This is a genomic window from Halomonas sp. TG39a (genome assembly GCF_000744395.1).
Taxonomy (GTDB): Bacteria; Pseudomonadota; Gammaproteobacteria; order Pseudomonadales; family Halomonadaceae; genus Vreelandella; species Vreelandella ventosae_B.
The window spans coordinates 454400-469463 of the sequence record NZ_JQLV01000001.1; the positions used below are offsets into that span (position 1 = coordinate 454400).

Genomic DNA, 15064 nt, shown 5'->3' on the forward strand with positions numbered 1-15064 from the left:
TTTGTCGGCGCTGGCGTTATCTCTGGCTTAGCGCAAAGCGTCCGCCGGGTTTGCACAGAGTTTTCCACAGGCTCTGTGAAAAAGCCGACGAACCCTCCACACTCGCCTACTGGGGTCAAGGCAAAACTTTCTTGAACGGCTTAACAATTACCTTGGCATACACCCCCGCAATCATGTATGGGTCGGCATCGGCCCACGCCTTGGCGTCTTCCAGGCTGGCAAATTCCGCCACCACCAAGCTGCCGGAAAAGCCCGCATCGCCGGGGTTTTCTGCGTCGATGGCGGGGTGGGGGCCTGCCAGTACCATGCGGCCTTCATCGCGCAGCGCTTCCAGGCGCGCCAAATGGTCGGGCCGAGCGGACAAGCGACGCTCTAAGCTATTGGGGACATCTTCACTCATAATGGCATACAGCATTTGGGGTTAACTCCTTGATTAAACGAGGATGCAAAGTGACCGCTAATTGACCGCACTGGCATAAGCGCGCACCATATCTTACCCATTGCGAAGGCTTTATTCACAGCTGAAAAGCGCATTCTGACAAACTGGCCACACGGCGTCATGCTTATGCCTCGACTTCCTTATACCTTTGATGCCGATCAGCGCTACCCGGTTGATTTGCACATGCACTCCACCGCTTCCGATGGTGCGCTATCGCCCACCGAGCTGGTGACACTGTGCTTTGAGCGCGGGCTGACGCACATGTCGCTCACCGACCACGATACCATGGACGGCATTGAAGAAGCGGGCCACGCGGCGAAGCAAGCAGGGCTATGCCTTATCCCCGGCTGTGAGTTATCCACACGCTGGCAGGGAGTCAATATCCACGTGGTGGCGCTAATGCCTGGCGGCCTGCAGGGGGCAATGGTAGAAGGTCTGATTCAGCAGCGTGAAGCGCGCATTCAGCGCGCTGAAGTCATCGCTGAAAGGTTGGAAAAAGTCGGTTTACCTAACGCGCTGGAAAAAGCCCGCCTGCACGCAGGCAGTGACCGCCCTTTAGGCCGCCCCGACTTTGCCCGCGCGCTGGTGGCGGAAGGCGTGGTGCCCGATTGGGCCAGCGCCTTCAAGCGCTATTTGGGCAGCGGCAAAAAGGGCGATGTTAAAGCCCACTGGCCGGAAATCAGCGAAGCGGTGGGCTGGATTGTCGATTCCGGCGGTGTGGCCGTGATTGCCCACCCACTTCGCCACGGCTTAACCCGGCGCAAACGGGGCCTGTTGATGGATACTTTCCAGGCGGCAGGCGGGCAAGCGGTTGAACTGGTCAGTGGCCAGCAGAACCCGGATAGCACCCGCGACCTGGCGCGTCAGCTAGTGGAGCGCGAACTGTATGCGTCCATGGGCAGCGATTTTCACTTTCCCGGCAGCCACGCAGCCCCCGGCAGCATGAGCCTGGTGCCACGCACTGCGGCGCCACCCATATGGCAGCACCCCCGGCTGGTTCACCTGCGCGATGCTCCGCCAGGTAGGCTGGAAGCGGGATGATTCGCTTAGCGCTTAAGCTATGCTGTATGAATAATGCCTACGGATAGGAGTAAGTAATGAGTCAATATTTTCAGATTCACCCGGAAAACCCTCAAAAACGCCTCATCGATCAGGCGATTGCGATCATTCGTAAAGGCGGTGTGGTGGCTTACCCCACTGATTCGGGCTACGCCCTTGGGTGCCATCTGGGTGAGAAGAAAGCCATTGAGAAGATAAAATGGATACGTTCGCTGGACGATAAACACAACTTCACCCTGGTGTGCTCCGACCTCTCGGAAATCGGCACCTACGCCAAGGTGGATAACGATGTGTTCCGGTTGCTGAAGGCACATACCCCAGGGCCTTACACGTATATTCTGGATGCCACATCCGAGGTGCCGCGCCTATTACTGCACCCCAAGCGCCGCTCAATTGGTGTGCGTGTGCCGGATCACCGCATTACCCACGCGCTGCTGGCCGCACTGGGTGAGCCACTGATGAGCGTCACGCTGATCCCGGTAGGCGATGACCTGCCCATGAACGACCCGGAAGAGATCCGCGAACGTTTTGGTGCCCACCTGGACGCCATTATCGACGGCGGCGCCTGCCACTTAGACCCCACCAGCGTCATCGACCTGCGCGAACTGCCGCCGAAAATCATCCGTGAAGGACGCGGCGATATTTCTCCTTTCGTCGTCTAAGAACACTTTTCAGAGCAATCCCTGCTTTTAGCTTTAATGAGCAGGGAATTTGCCTATTTTTCATTATTTGAATGTTCAATGAAAATAAAATATGATCCTAACGGTTCTTTTCGATAATAAATCGTGATCCTTTAAGGCGAGGAGTCGCCTCGTCTTTTTGAGATCGCCTATCTCAGGAGATCATTTAATGACGATGCCTTTTACCTCTCGCCTATGTAGCCTTGCAGTGTTAGCCAGCCTTACCGCGTTACCACTGACCAGCCATGCAAATAGTGATGACGCAGAAATGTGTGCCCAGGAAGCTTATGCAATGGGCCTACGCTATCAGCAGCAGTCTGCAGAAGCGGCTGCTCTGCAGCGTCAGGGGTTTGCCCTCGCCACCTACCGGCTTGAAGATCAGATTGAGGCGCATGGCGGCAGTGACGACTTGGCGATCATTACCGACCTGGATGAAACGGTGCTGGATAATAGCCCGCTGTTGGTTCGCGATATGCAGGCATGCCACGACTACACCACCTGGGATACTTGGAAGCATTGGGAGCGTGAAGGCGAGCCGCGTTTAATGCCGGGGGCTAAAGCGTTCCTGGATTACGCGGATGAGCAGGGCGTAGCCATTTTTTACGTCTCTGACCGCTACCAGGAGAACGAGGCCGATACGATCGCCACCTTGGAAGCGCTAGAGCTGCCCCAAGTCTCGGAACAGAGCGTGATGTTGCTGGGGCCTGCTAAGGCGGAGCGCCGCGCAGAGGTGGTGGATAACCACACCCTGGTAATGCAGCTAGGCGACTCGCTACACGATTTCGCGGGTGAGTTCGCTGGTGCCGACCTGTATCAGCAGCACGCGCTCGTTGAGGAGAATGCCGAGCGGTTTGGCAAGGACTGGATTGTGTTCCCCAATGCGACCTATGGCGCCTGGAGCGAGGCCGAGCTAGACCCCTGGGATGCCCCTCACGAAGTGGAGTGATCGGTGAGATAACCACTCCCTCCCGTATTAAATGAACACCACGCGCCCCCGGCTTAGCTACACTTGGTTTAGCAACCTAGTTTAGCTGTCCTGGGGCGCGTTTTTGTCTTCCTGGTCGTCTTTTTTGTCGGCATCTTTCTTGCGCGGGTCTTCGCTGTCTTCGTCCAGCCAAGTGCCGCAGCGCAGGCAGTAGCGGGCGCGCTTGTCATGGCGGTCATGACCACAGCCGGGGCAGGCTTCCTCTGAGTAACGATCCTCACGAATCGAGCGGATTACCTGAGCGGAGAATACCCCTGTGGGCACGGCGATAATCGAGTAGCCGAGCAACATCAGAATCATGGTGATGGCTTTGCCTAACGCGGTGGCGGGCACGATATCGCCGTAGCCGACCGTCGTCATGCTAACGATGGCCCAGTACATCGACATCGGAATGCTGGTGAAGCCTGCCTCCGGTGATTCAATGGTGTACATCAGCGCGGCGAATAGCGTGACCACCATAAAAATTGCCGAGAAAAACAGCAGTATTTGACGCATGCTGCGTTTGAGGGCATCCATGAGCAGGCTGGCTTCGCCGACAAACTCCATGAGACGCAAAATTCGAAAAATCCGCAGCACTCGCAGCAAGCGAACAATGACCAGACCGTGGGCGCCCGGTACTAGCAATACCAGCCAGGTAGGCAATACGGCGATTAAGTCGACGATCCCATAAAAGCTCTTTAAATACAGCAGCGGGCGCTCAAGGCAGTAAATGCGCACAATTAGCTCAAGGCTGAACAGCAGCGTAAATATCCATTCAACGTAGAAAAATATATGCCCGTAGCGCTCCGCATAAATCTCAATGCTGCCCAGCAGAATGACCGCAACGCTTAACAGAATCGCCACGATTAAGGCGATATCAAAGGCTTTTGCGCCCGGCGTGTCAGACTCAAAAATAATGTGAAACAGACGGGTGCGTAGGCCTTCCGCGCCAGGGGTTAAGTTTAAATTCATTGCATCATCCTGAAGTGGGCCTCAATGCCGTTCTAAATAGAGCGCTAAACCGCTAGCGTAGCGCGGTTTGGTACGCCAAGCGATGGGCGAGTGCCAACGCCGCTTTACCGTAGGCCGTATTGGGCTGGCCATGCTTATCAAGCGCGCTGGGAAGCGCCTGGGCATAGCTGCGCGCAGTAGTGTCCAGCGCGGGATGGTCGGCGAGGGCGATCAACGCCTGCTGGGCGTCGCTAAGAAAGCTGGCCTGCTGGCTGTCGTGATAGGCGTCCAGCGCCAGCGTGGCGCGGTGCAGCCACTCCGCCGGAGAGTGCGCTTCGGGTAGCGGCCAGTGTTGGGTGCTAAGGGCATTGCCACGGGACGCCTTGCTGCTATCCGAAGGCCGAAGCGGTACTTGTTCGGCAAGCTTAAGCGCCAGCGCCCACAACGCTTCCGGCTCGCCGCCTTTTAATTCGAGCTCTGCCTCGCGAATTGGCGTGCGGTAGCCGCCGCAAATAATCTCACCTTCATCCAACACCAATTCAATATGACTCTGCTGACCTTGTGCGCCCTCTTTTAGCTGCCAGCTACGCCGTGTGAAATCAGTGCTGAGCTGGGGGGCGAGGGCATCAAGTACACCGCTGAGCTCACCTTGAAAAGGGGGCAGCGCGGCAAGCGAGGTGAGGTCCAGCTGCGGGCCAGCCACCTGCCACTCCCACTCTTCGCGTTGCGAGAGCCCGCCGCCGCCCTGGCCTGCGGTTTTTACCGTTTGCAGCACCTGGCCGTCTACCTGGCGTAGGCGTAGCGCAATACGTGCCTTGGCCAAATCGCCCTGGGGGGTATCAAAGTAGGTATTGGTCAGCGTTTGTTTACGCGCGGCGTGTGAAGCGAGATACGGGTGTTGAGTAAGCGCCGCAGGCCCAGTCGGGGCAAGGGCCAGTTTAAGTTCCACTTCCATGGGGGTTGGGCTTTTCATGACGCTAGCCACCTCGTTATCGTGACATTTAGATGAATATTTGATTACATTTGTGAACTTTTCATGACGGCGACGGGCGCACTCTTTATACTGGCGCCGCCATTTCCAGGCTCCCCGAAAACAGGCTAAAAGGCATTATGGTTACCTCCAACCCTTTTTCTTCGATGTTCGGCCGCTCGCCATTCCAGCCGTTATTGGCGCATATCGTCAAGGCCAATGAGTGCGCCGATCAGCTGTTGCCGTTTTTTGAAGCAACCCTAGCTGATGACTGGGACAAAGCGGCAGAACTGCGCGAAAACGTCACCCGCTTAGAGCACGACGCCGATACGCTGAAAACAGAGCTGCGGTTGAACCTGCCCAACACCATGTTTCTACCGGTGTCGCGCTCTGACCTGCTCGATCTGATCAGCGTGCAGGACAAAATCGCCAATAAGGTACGTGACATTACCGGCATTATGCTGGGGCGTAAAATGCGCGTGCCGGATGAGTTGGCCGAGCCAATGCGTGCTTATATCCAAACCAGCGTTGCCTGCGTGGCCCAGGCACGCCAAGCGCTAGAAGAGTTGAAAGACCTGCTGGAGTCCGGCTTTGGCAAAAACGTCTCAGACGTGATGCAGAAGATGATCCGTGAGCTGCACACCCTCGAACACCAAGCCGATGATCAACAGATCACCATTCGCCGTCAGCTGTTTGCGCTTGAGAGCCAGCTACCGCCGGTGGATGTGATCTTTCTGTACAAGATCATTGAATGGGTTGGCGAACTATCCGATCGCGCCGAGCGCGTAGGTAGCCGTCTGCAGATCCTGACTGCCCGCTAAGGGGACTTTCATGCTGATTATTGCCCAGTACGGTGAAATCTTCATTATTTTGGCCTGTTTGTTTGGCTTCTTTATGGCATGGGGCGTTGGTGCGAACGACGTAGCCAACGCCATGGGAACCTCGGTGGGGTCGAAAGCGATCACCATCAAGCAAGCCATCCTGATTGCTGTCATTTTTGAATTTCTGGGTGCTTGGCTAGCCGGTGGTGAAGTTACCAATACGATCCGTAAAGGTATCATCGACCCCGAACTGCTACAGGACGACCCGCAATTGCTGGTTTACGGCATGCTGGCAGCACTGCTGGCAGCGGGAACATGGCTGTTGGTGGCTTCCATGAAAGGTTGGCCGGTTTCCACGACGCACTCGATTGTCGGCGCGATCGTAGGCTTTGCGGTCGCAGGGCTAGGCCCTGCCACGGTGGACTGGGGCGCGGTAGGCACGATTGCCGCTAGTTGGGTGGTCTCCCCCTTGTTGGCAGGCACCATCGGTTTCGTGCTGTTTAAATCGGTACACCACTTGATATTCGAGGACGCCAACCCGTTCACAGCTGCCAAACGCTACGTACCTGGCTATGTGTTTCTGGTAGGTTTCATCGTTGCGATGGTCACGCTGACCAAAGGGTTATCCCACGTGGGGCTGGATCTGACCTTTAATCAGAGCCTGCTACTGTCGATCCTCCTGGGCCTGGTGATTATGGGCATCGGCTTGATTTTGCAACGGCGTATCAAGTTTGAACACAATGCCAATGATCATTTTGGCTATGCCAACGTTGAGCGTGTGTTCGGCGTTTTGATGATTTTCACTGCTTGTGCCATGGCCTTTGCCCACGGCTCCAACGATGTGGCCAATGCGGTAGGCCCGCTAGCGGCAGTCATCAGCGTGGTACAGACCGGCGGCGAAATTGGCGGCTCCGCGCTGGTGCCCTGGTGGGTGCTGGTACTCGGCGGTGGCGGTATCGTGGTGGGTCTGGTCACCTATGGTCATAAAGTGATTGCCACTGTGGGCACGGGGATTACCGAGCTGACCCCCAGCCGTGGCTTTGCCGCTACCTTGGCAGCGGCCACTACCGTGGTGTTGGCCTCGGGTACCGGCTTGCCAATTTCCACGACGCACACACTGGTAGGTGCGATTTTAGGCGTTGGTCTGGCGCGCGGCATGGCCGCCCTTAACCTACGGGTTATTGGTACGATTGCGGCGTCTTGGTTGATCACATTGCCTGCCGGTGCGGGCCTCGCGATTCTGTTCTTCTTTATGTTCAAAGGCATGTTCGGCTCATAAATAAGCTAGCAAAAGCGCAGTACGCCAAAGCTCGAACGCATTAAGAACGACCTAAGCGATAAAATCACAGCGGCATCTTCATGTATATCTGCATTAGATTGAGCAGATTTGCATTAGAAGGTGCCGCTGTTTTTTGTGCTCTGGTAAAGTAACCTGATTAGATGTGGTAAACGTCTGATTTTTCTTTCACCTGCTGCCGGAGAGCGGCCCTTGGATACGCGCTTCCCCTTTGTTGATTGGTTTCGTAACGCATCCCCCTACATTAATGCCCACCGGGGACGAACCTTTGTCATCTTAATTGAAGGCGAAGCCATGGCGTCTGGCCGAGGGGAGCAACTGATTCAGGATTTGGCCCTGCTGCATACCCTGGGCGTTCGCTTAGTCGTAGTGTTCGGCATTCGCCCCCAGGTGCACGAGTCGCTAACCGCTGCCGGCGTAGAGCCCACGCGCATCGATGGCCGCTGGGTGGCCGACCGCGCAGTGATGGCCCATGTGGAGCAGGTAGCTGCTCACCAGCGGCTATGGCTGGAAGCGCGGCTTTCTCTTGGCTTGCCCAGCACACCGCTGCACGGTGTGGAGCTCAGCGTCATCTCTGGAAATCTAGTCACCGCCAAGCCCCTAGGCGTGCGCGAAGGGGTGGATTTCGACCACAGCGGCGAAGTGCGCCGGGTGCGTGCCAGCGCCATTGAAGGCCTGCTGGAAAAAGGCTCGCTGGTGCTGCTGCCGCCACTGGGGTTCTCCAGTACCGGTGAGGTGTTCGATTTAGACGCTTCCGAAGTGGCCCAACACGCCGCCGTGGCGCTGAAAGCTGACAAGCTGATTTTGCTGGGGGAATCCGAAGGCTTGGAAGATGAGCAGGGCGCGCTGCTGCGTCAGCTTTCGCCAGCGGAAGCCGAGCCGCGTTTAAGCGCCGCAGTGCCAGGCAGCGAGCTCGCCCGCCATTTGCAGGCCGCCTGCACCGCCGCACGGGAAGGCGTGGCGCGCACGCACTTGCTCTCCTGGCGTAACCACGATGCCTTGCTGGGGGAACTGTTCACCCGCGACGGCGTGGGCACCATGATCACCCAGCACCGCTACGAGCAACTGCGCCCGGCCACGCTTAACGATGTGGCGGGCCTGTTGGAGCTGCTGGAACCGCTGGAGCGGAGAGGGATGCTAGTGGCACGCTCCCGTGAGCGCCTGGAACACGAGATTGATGACTACATGGTCATTGAGCGCGACGGCATGGTGATTGGTTGCGCGGCGCTGCACGTATTTACGGATACCACCATTGCCGAGCTGGCCTGCGTGGCAGTGCACGACAGCTACCGCGGCGGCGAGCGCGGCGAGCGCTTGGTGGAAGCCATGGAACGCCGTGCCCGCCAGCGCGGCTTAACAGAAATGTTCGTGCTCACCACCCATACCGCCCACTGGTTTGTAGAGCACGGCTTTCGCGCCGCCAGCCTGGAAGACCTGCCTCCACTGAAGCGCGAAACCTACAACCACGCCCGTAAATCGAAGGTGCTGGTGAAGGCGTTGGCGGGGTAGAGGTTGGTAAGTGGCGATGAGCAAGAAAAGTAATAGTAGATAGAGGCTTACGCGGATCAGTGGATAAAACCCAACGATTATTCCCGATCGGTAATTTTTAGCCTTTAGAAAAGATCGAGAGCTGTAAATATTACCGAGCGGGAATCTAGAGCGGCAGCAAGTTGCTGGCGAAAGGGCAGCCAAGCTGCCCCTATATTTCTAGCTGTATGCCTTAGGTATTCAAGATAACCCCGCCATTCAGGTGCATGGTTTGGCCACTCATGTAGGAGGACTCCTCGCTGGCCAAATAGACGTACGCAGGGCCCATTTCGCTTGGCTGCCCGGCACGCTTCATGGGCACCTGGCCGCCGAACGACGCCACCTTCTCATCCTCAAAGCTGGCGGGAATCAGCGGGGTCCATACCGGCCCTGGCGCTACGGCGTTCACGCGAATGCCACGATCCATCAGCGACATCGCCAGCGAGCGCACCAGCCCCTGAATAGCGCCCTTGGTGGCGGTGTAATCGATCAGCGTATCGTTGCCCTTAAAGGCATTGATCGATGAGGTGGCAATAATGGTGTCGCCTTCGCTGAGATGCGGCAGGGCTGATTTGCTCAGATAGAAGTGGCTGAAGATATTGGTCTGGAAGGTGCGCAGCAGTTGATCATCGGGGATCTCGGTAATATCGTCCCAGTCGTACTGCTCTGCGGCGTTGTTGATGACGATATTGATCTTGCCGAAGTGGTCGAGGGTGCGCTTAACGATCTCACGGCAAAACGCTGGCGCTGCCACATCGCCTTTCAAAACCAAACAGCGACGGCCTTCGGCTTCCACCAGCCGCTTGGTCTCTTCCGCATCTTTGGTTTCTTTAAGGTGCACGATCACGCTGTCGGCACCTTCGCGGGCATAGTGAACGGCGACTGAACGCCCTATGCCGCTATCGCCACCGGTAATAATCGCGACCTTGTCCAGTAACTTATCGGCGCCCCGGTAGCTTTCACGAATGTATTCGGGCTCTGGGCGCATGGCGTGTTCATCACCAGGCTGTTTATCCTGGTGCTGGGGTGGTTGGTGTTGATCACTCATGTGCGGTCACTCCATTGTTGGCACAATTTGGTTGGCACATACGGCTAGTCATCGTAAAACATCACTTACTAACCACTGTTCAGGCCCTCGTATCCTCGAGTACCTTACACGCTGTAAACGTAGACCAAGGTAGTAACAACGGCAAACCAGGAAGCGAACGCTGAGCAATAAAGCGGCTGGTCATCCAGAGAAATGATAGTGGCAGGTTATTGAAGCTATCAATATTGCTAATGTAGCTGCTATAAAGCTATTTTCTTCTTTTAAGTGTTTGTTTTAAATATTGTTTAATTGCAGTTATGTCGTGTGTGCTTATGAGGGTGAATTGCAAGTTGAAGGGGAAGGGCTACAGTTAAGTCAGCCAGGGATAGGAGGCACCACGCACGCCTCCCACTCTTTCGCTCACCCACCACGGTAAGGAAGAAGCGATGACTCAAGTTCCCGATAAAGACCAGAAAGCCCCTAAAGAGAAGGATGACCACCATGATGAGGCCAATCCGATGCCGGATACCCATCATGTAAACCCGGAGTCCGATGACGATAAAAAGTCAGGTAAGGATTCCAAAAAATAAGCTATGCAACACTGTTTCTATGCAGAATTGTTTAGGCCAACGCTAAACAAAAAGGCGCTACTTCTCAGTAGCGCCTTTTCTATTAGCGCTAAACCTCTATGTTGATAGAGGACGTTGATACGGCAACGTCACCTAGCGAGGTAGGCAGCAGCTGCCCCAATGAGGAGTAGAGGGCCTCTGAAGTGGATGCTGCAACCGCACGATCCGTCTTTTCCATGGCTTCTTCAGCTTTCTTTAGCTCACGGCGGGCTTCTTTATCCTCCTCGTTCAGCCTAACGTTGAGTGCGTTAACCGCTTCGCGTAGCTCTTTCTGAGCGTCAGTCAGTACGCCGCGAAGGGCGTGTTCACTAGCGCTGGAACCATTGCCTTTCGAGCGGTTGTCTTCATTTTGAATGAGAGTGGGTAGGGTAGGTAATACGCCGACCTCGGTGGATGTATCACCTTCAGGCTCGCCCGCTGCTTTCTCGGCCTCTTGCTCAGCAGCCTTTTCAGCATCATCTTCGGCTGTTTGCGCATTCGCTTCGGCTTGCTGCGCGTCACTGGAAACCGTTGACTGGGCGCTCTCACCACCACCCGCCTGGGCCCCGGCTGATTCGGCTCCGCTGGTTTGAGAGACGGCCGGTTGAGCTGCTGTCGTGGGGATTCCTGCCGTGGGAACTGCGGTCGTTGCAACCACGGACGGAATCGCGGTCATGCCTGCACCACCGCCACCTTGATTGTTCAACAGCTTAGCCGCACCGGCAAGCTCACGGGCGATGCTCTTGAGCTCCTTGGCCATGTTTTTAAGCTGTTCAGGAGAGGCGAAGGCCATCATGGCTTTCAGCATTTCAATCCGCTGGCGCAGGAAGCCCACTTTATCGCTGGCCTGCTGCTGGGAGGCTTCCTTTGGCGTAGGTAGCGACGCCAAGCTCTCCAACGCTTCCTGCTGCTTTTTAAGCCGCTTTGTGAACGGGTCGTCTTCAGCAGGCTCGCTCTTTTGGGGAGCGACGCGGGTGGGCGTTAAAAACTGCGGCTTATCTTGGCGCTGATTAATCAGTGTAAAAGACGAAAATCCAATCTTCATGACGGTATCCTCTCCTCATTGTTAGAAGATATCGGCCATTTAACTTAGGACTTTAAACGCCGCTTAACTTCCACGCTTAGCCTGCCTTCACCTAGCTTCAGTTTCAGCTTCTGGCCGGGCTGGGTATCTTCCGCGCGGCGAATGACCTGGCCCTGCTCATCCTGGGCAATTGCATAGCCACGCCCCAGCACCGCTAGCGGACTGACCGCGTTTAACTCCCGTGCGGCGGCTTTCAAGCGTGCCTGTCGGCTCTCCAACTGGCGCTGCATCGCACTCCCCAAACGGCGCTGTAACTGGCTCACACGCTCGCTTTCTGCACGGTGCAACCGCGCCATATCCTGGCTGGCCAAGCGCCTGCTCAGCTGTGTCACCTGGGCTTTCTGCAGGCCAAGCGTGTGCTGCATGGCGCGATTCAAGCGCTGATTGAGGGCGGTTAAGTGCTGGCGCTGACGGTTGAGCTGCTCGCCGGGATGACGCAGCTTGGCGCGCAGGGTATCCAGCCGCTGGCTGTCGCGCTCTAGGCGCGCCTGCATGGCCCGCAGCAGGCGGCTGTGTTGATGCTCCAGCTGGCGCTTAAGGGTGTTTTGATCCGGCACCAGGCGCTCAGCAGCGGCAGAAGGGGTGGGAGCGCGCATATCCGCGGCAAAATCTGCCAGGGTGATATCCACCTCGTGGCCCACCGCCGACATTACCGGCAGCCGGGAATGGAAAATTGCCCGCGCCAAATGCTCGTTATTAAACGCCCACAGGTCTTCCAAGCTGCCGCCGCCACGGGTAATGAGCACCACATCCCGTTCCGGGTCTAGCTTCGCTTGGCGGTTTAATAACCCTAGGGCCGAAATCATTGCCGGGGCGGCTTCGGCGCCTTGCACCGGCACCGGAATCAGTGTCACGTCCGCCAGCGGCCAGCGCGCTTCCAGCACCGCCAGCACATCGCGAATGGCTGCCCCGGTGGCAGAGCTCAATATCAGCAGCTTGCGGGGCGGGAAGGGCAGCGGCCGGGCGTTGGCAAACACACCTTCACCTTCCAACTGCGCTTTTAAACGCTCAAACGCCGCCAGCAGTTCGCCCAGGCCTGCCGCCTGAACGGCCTCGGCAATTAGCTGATAATCGCCGCGGGGTTCAAATAGCGACACCCGCCCACGCAGCTTGACCTGATCACCGTCGCGCATCGGCGCCGAGACAAACCTCGCCCGCTGGCGAAACAGCGCGCAGCGAATCTGCGCCCGGTCATCCTTCAAGGTGAAATAGACATGCCCCGACGCCGGGCGGGAAACGTTAGAGAGCTCGCCCTCCACCCACACCTCGCCCACATCGCGCTCAAGGGTTTGCTTGGCGCGCTGGTTGAGTTGACTGACGGAGAGTGCCTGGGGAGTGGGGGAGGGCATAGGGTTAAGCCCGCTCTAATAGAAAACGTTTGAGGGCGTCGGGATCAGGCACGCCCTGAATCACTTCGCCATCGATGACCAAGGTAGGCACCGACTGAATAAGCGCCTCTTCCACCGCGTGACGCTGAGCCGTTTGGTGCTGCTCGCGGTAGCGGCCTTCGGCCAGCGCATCAAGCACCGCTTGGCGCTCCAGGCCCACCGACTCACCAATATCCGCCAGCACTTCCGGGTCGCCTATATCGCGCTCCTGCTGGAAGAACGCTTTCAGCGCTGCCATGGAGTAGGCGTGGCCCAAGCCTTGCTCTTCGGCCATGGCGAACACTTCAAAGGCTTTGTCGGTGCGCGGCTGCGGCGAAATATTGGGCAGCTTGATGGGCACGCCGAGCTTTTTGGCCATGGGATAAACCGAATCCTGCCATATCTTAGGCAAGTAAGGGTCTTCCACCTTCAACGTGGGCACCGGGGCAGGGCGCAGCTCGAAAGGCCGCCAGCGGATTTCCACATCCATTCCCTCGGTTGCCTGAACAATGGCCTCTTCGGCTAGCAGGCAGAAGGGGCAAACGTAATCGGTGTAGACAATAATCTGTTGAGACAAAAGGCCCCCTTTAAATAAAAAATAACCCACTATCAGCCTAACAGCATACGTCATTAGCAATTGGTATAAGCACAACAGCCTGACTGCATTGCTGGGAAGGCCCTCAAAACGCTATAATGGGGGATTAACCTTTCACGCCCCACTTCCTCTCAATCAGGGTGTTGCCGCTATGCTACGTATGGCCCAAGAAGCACTAACGTTCGATGACGTACTCCTCGTTCCCGGCTTCTCCGATATTCTCCCCAAGGATGTCAGCCTCAAAACCCGCCTGACCCGCAATCTCTCGCTCAATATTCCGCTACTCTCTGCCGCGATGGACACCGTTACCGAAGCGCGCCTAGCGATTGCGATGGCCCAGGAAGGCGGCATCGGCATCATCCATAAGAGCATGGCCATGACCCAGCAAGCCGCCGAGGTACGCAAGGTCAAAAAGCACGAAAGCGTGATTGTAAAAGACCCAGTCACCGTTAGCCCGAAAGCCAAGCTGGAAGACCTGCTCGCCATGGCCCGTGAAAATGGCTTCTCCGGCTTCCCTGTAGTGGAAGGTGAGACGCTCGTGGGTATTGTGACCGAGCGTGATATGCGCTTCCAGCCTAACCACGGTGACAGCGTAGCGGACATCATGACCCCCCGCGAGCGGCTGATTACCGTCAAGGAAGGCACCGATCTCGAAACCAGCAAAGCCAAGATGCGCGAACACCGCATCGAAAAAATGCTGATTGTGGATGACGAGTTCCACCTGCGCGGCCTGGTCACCTTCCAAGATATCGAAAAAGCCCGCACCTACCCAATGGCCGCCAAAGACAGCGATGGCCGTTTGTTGGTAGGTGCCGCCGTAGGCACTGGCCCGGAAACGCCTGATCGCGTTGCGGCACTGGTCGAAGCCGGAGTAGACGTGATTATCGTCGATACCGCCCACGGTCACTCTAAAGGCGTGATCGACCGCGTACGCTGGATCAAAGAGAACTTCCCGGCCATTCAAGTGATTGGCGGTAACATCGCCACCGCCGCCGCGGCCCGTGCGCTGGCTGAAGCGGGCGCGGATGCCGTCAAAGTCGGTATCGGCCCTGGCTCAATCTGCACCACGCGCATTGTAGCCGGCGTAGGCGTACCGCAAATTACCGCGGTTTCCAACGTGGCCGAAGCGCTCAAAGAGTACGACATTCCGCTGATTGCCGATGGCGGTATCCGCTTCTCCGGTGACCTGGCCAAGGCGATTGCCGCTGGCGCCAGCGCCGTGATGGTCGGTGGCCTGCTGGCCGGTACTGAAGAAGCACCGGGCGAAGTAGAGCTTTACCAGGGCCGTACCTACAAAGCCTACCGCGGTATGGGCTCCATGGGCGCCATGTCGCAAAACCAGGGCAGCGCCGACCGCTACTTCCAGGATAAGAGCGAAGGCGCCGAGAAGCTGGTGCCGGAAGGCATTGAAGGCCGCGTTCCCTATAAAGGCATGATGGGCGCTATTGTCCACCAGCTGATGGGCGGGCTGCGCGCTTCCATGGGCTACACCGGCTGCCGCGATATTCAGGAAATGCGCACCAAGCCGGAGTTTGTTCAGATTACCGGCGCTGGCTTTAACGAATCCCACGTCCACAACGTGCAGATCACCAAAGAAGCTCCCAACTATCGGGTGAGCTAACCAGCGTAGTTAGTTAAAACGGCGGCGGGCACAACAGCTCGCCGCTTGCTTTTT

General features: G+C 57.1%; 15 protein-coding genes. 8 read left to right on the top strand and 7 right to left on the bottom strand.

Annotated features, from left to right (window positions below):
* Positions 1 to 115: 115 nt before the first annotated feature.
* On the bottom strand, positions 116 to 415 hold the full coding sequence (locus tag U738_RS02090) for a YciI family protein (protein ID WP_035576833.1): 300 nt from the start codon (positions 413 to 415) through the stop codon (positions 116 to 118).
* A 144-nt stretch (positions 416 to 559) separates the two neighbouring features.
* On the opposite strand from U738_RS02090, the gene U738_RS02095 reads away from it, so the two are divergent.
* The 3 genes from U738_RS02095 (at position 560) to U738_RS02105 (ending at position 3124) form a co-directional block, all read left to right on the top strand.
* Complete coding sequence (locus U738_RS02095; protein ID WP_035576835.1) at positions 560 to 1480, top strand: PHP domain-containing protein; 921 nt, start codon at positions 560 to 562, stop codon at positions 1478 to 1480.
* A gap of 56 nt (positions 1481 to 1536) precedes the next feature.
* Positions 1537 to 2160: an L-threonylcarbamoyladenylate synthase gene (locus U738_RS02100; RefSeq protein ID WP_035576837.1), complete on the top strand. Its 624-nt coding sequence runs from the start codon at positions 1537 to 1539 to the stop codon at positions 2158 to 2160.
* 187 nt (positions 2161 to 2347) lie between these two features.
* A complete protein-coding gene (locus U738_RS02105) occupies positions 2348 to 3124 on the top strand; it encodes a 5'-nucleotidase, lipoprotein e(P4) family (protein ID WP_035576839.1) in 777 nt (258 codons plus the stop codon).
* A gap of 81 nt (positions 3125 to 3205) precedes the next feature.
* Here the strand turns inward: U738_RS02105 and U738_RS02110 are convergent, their stop codons facing one another.
* Both U738_RS02110 and U738_RS02115 read right to left on the bottom strand, forming a co-directional pair.
* Entirely contained in the window at positions 3206 to 4114 is a 909-nt protein-coding gene (locus U738_RS02110; RefSeq protein WP_035576840.1) for an ion transporter, read from the bottom strand.
* A gap of 52 nt (positions 4115 to 4166) precedes the next feature.
* Positions 4167 to 5066, bottom strand: a complete 900-nt coding sequence (locus U738_RS02115; protein ID WP_035576842.1) for a CYTH domain-containing protein — start codon at positions 5064 to 5066, stop codon at positions 4167 to 4169.
* A gap of 137 nt (positions 5067 to 5203) precedes the next feature.
* Here U738_RS02115 and U738_RS02120 point away from each other — a divergent pair, with 137 nt between their 5' ends.
* The 3 genes from U738_RS02120 to argA all read left to right on the top strand — a co-directional run bounded on the left by U738_RS02120 (position 5204) and on the right by argA (position 8690).
* Positions 5204 to 5884, top strand: coding sequence for a TIGR00153 family protein (locus tag U738_RS02120; protein WP_035576845.1), 681 nt, complete (start codon positions 5204 to 5206; stop codon positions 5882 to 5884).
* Positions 5885 to 5894: 10 nt separating this feature from the next.
* Entirely contained in the window at positions 5895 to 7163 is a 1269-nt protein-coding gene (locus U738_RS02125) for an inorganic phosphate transporter (RefSeq protein ID WP_035576847.1), read from the top strand.
* Positions 7164 to 7373: 210 nt separating this feature from the next.
* Positions 7374 to 8690: an amino-acid N-acetyltransferase gene (gene argA / locus U738_RS02130; RefSeq protein WP_035576849.1), complete on the top strand. Its 1317-nt coding sequence runs from the start codon at positions 7374 to 7376 to the stop codon at positions 8688 to 8690.
* A 211-nt stretch (positions 8691 to 8901) separates the two neighbouring features.
* On the opposite strand, the gene U738_RS02135 is transcribed toward argA, so the two are convergent.
* Positions 8902 to 9756, bottom strand: coding sequence for an SDR family oxidoreductase (locus tag U738_RS02135; RefSeq protein ID WP_022519933.1), 855 nt, complete (start codon positions 9754 to 9756; stop codon positions 8902 to 8904).
* 425 nt (positions 9757 to 10181) lie between these two features.
* On the opposite strand from U738_RS02135, the gene U738_RS23390 reads away from it, so the two are divergent.
* Positions 10182 to 10325 (top strand): hypothetical protein, encoded by a 144-nt coding sequence (locus U738_RS23390; RefSeq protein WP_172821685.1) that lies wholly within the window; start codon positions 10182 to 10184, stop codon positions 10323 to 10325.
* An 88-nt stretch (positions 10326 to 10413) separates the two neighbouring features.
* On the opposite strand, the gene U738_RS02140 is transcribed toward U738_RS23390, so the two are convergent.
* Genes U738_RS02140 through U738_RS02150 form a run of 3 tightly spaced genes read right to left on the bottom strand, consistent with a single transcriptional unit; the run spans position 10414 to position 13371 of the window.
* Positions 10414 to 11388 carry a hypothetical protein gene (locus tag U738_RS02140; RefSeq protein WP_035576852.1) on the bottom strand — a complete coding sequence of 325 codons (975 nt, stop codon included), beginning with the start codon at positions 11386 to 11388 and terminating at the stop codon, positions 10414 to 10416.
* Between the two features lie 44 nt (positions 11389 to 11432).
* Positions 11433 to 12776, bottom strand: a complete 1344-nt coding sequence (gene xseA, locus U738_RS02145; RefSeq protein ID WP_035576854.1) for an exodeoxyribonuclease VII large subunit — start codon at positions 12774 to 12776, stop codon at positions 11433 to 11435.
* 4 nt (positions 12777 to 12780) lie between these two features.
* A complete protein-coding gene (locus U738_RS02150) occupies positions 12781 to 13371 on the bottom strand; it encodes a DsbA family oxidoreductase (protein ID WP_035583078.1) in 591 nt (196 codons plus the stop codon).
* Between the two features lie 169 nt (positions 13372 to 13540).
* Between U738_RS02150 and guaB the strand changes: the two genes are divergently transcribed.
* A complete protein-coding gene (gene guaB / locus U738_RS02155) occupies positions 13541 to 15010 on the top strand; it encodes an IMP dehydrogenase (RefSeq protein ID WP_035576856.1) in 1470 nt (489 codons plus the stop codon).
* Positions 15011 to 15064 lie beyond the last annotated feature (54 nt).

What these genes read in the sequence shown, in the direction of transcription:
- U738_RS02090 (WP_035576833.1), bottom strand. Translation starts at nt 415, where the DNA reads ATGCTGTATGCCATTATGAGTGAAGATGTCCCCAATAGCTTAGAGCGT.
- U738_RS02095 (WP_035576835.1), top strand. Translation starts at nt 560, where the DNA reads ATGCTTATGCCTCGACTTCCTTATACCTTTGATGCCGATCAGCGCTAC.
- U738_RS02100 (WP_035576837.1), top strand. Translation starts at nt 1,537, where the DNA reads ATGAGTCAATATTTTCAGATTCACCCGGAAAACCCTCAAAAACGCCTC.
- U738_RS02105 (WP_035576839.1), top strand. Translation starts at nt 2,348, where the DNA reads ATGACGATGCCTTTTACCTCTCGCCTATGTAGCCTTGCAGTGTTAGCC.
- U738_RS02110 (WP_035576840.1), bottom strand. Translation starts at nt 4,114, where the DNA reads ATGAATTTAAACTTAACCCCTGGCGCGGAAGGCCTACGCACCCGTCTG.
- U738_RS02115 (WP_035576842.1), bottom strand. Translation starts at nt 5,066, where the DNA reads ATGAAAAGCCCAACCCCCATGGAAGTGGAACTTAAACTGGCCCTTGCC.
- U738_RS02120 (WP_035576845.1), top strand. Translation starts at nt 5,204, where the DNA reads ATGGTTACCTCCAACCCTTTTTCTTCGATGTTCGGCCGCTCGCCATTC.
- U738_RS02125 (WP_035576847.1), top strand. Translation starts at nt 5,895, where the DNA reads ATGCTGATTATTGCCCAGTACGGTGAAATCTTCATTATTTTGGCCTGT.
- U738_RS02135 (WP_022519933.1), bottom strand. Translation starts at nt 9,756, where the DNA reads ATGAGTGATCAACACCAACCACCCCAGCACCAGGATAAACAGCCTGGT.
- U738_RS23390 (WP_172821685.1), top strand. Translation starts at nt 10,182, where the DNA reads ATGACTCAAGTTCCCGATAAAGACCAGAAAGCCCCTAAAGAGAAGGAT.
- U738_RS02140 (WP_035576852.1), bottom strand. Translation starts at nt 11,388, where the DNA reads ATGAAGATTGGATTTTCGTCTTTTACACTGATTAATCAGCGCCAAGAT.
- xseA (WP_035576854.1), bottom strand. Translation starts at nt 12,776, where the DNA reads ATGCCCTCCCCCACTCCCCAGGCACTCTCCGTCAGTCAACTCAACCAG.
- guaB (WP_035576856.1), top strand. Translation starts at nt 13,541, where the DNA reads ATGCTACGTATGGCCCAAGAAGCACTAACGTTCGATGACGTACTCCTC.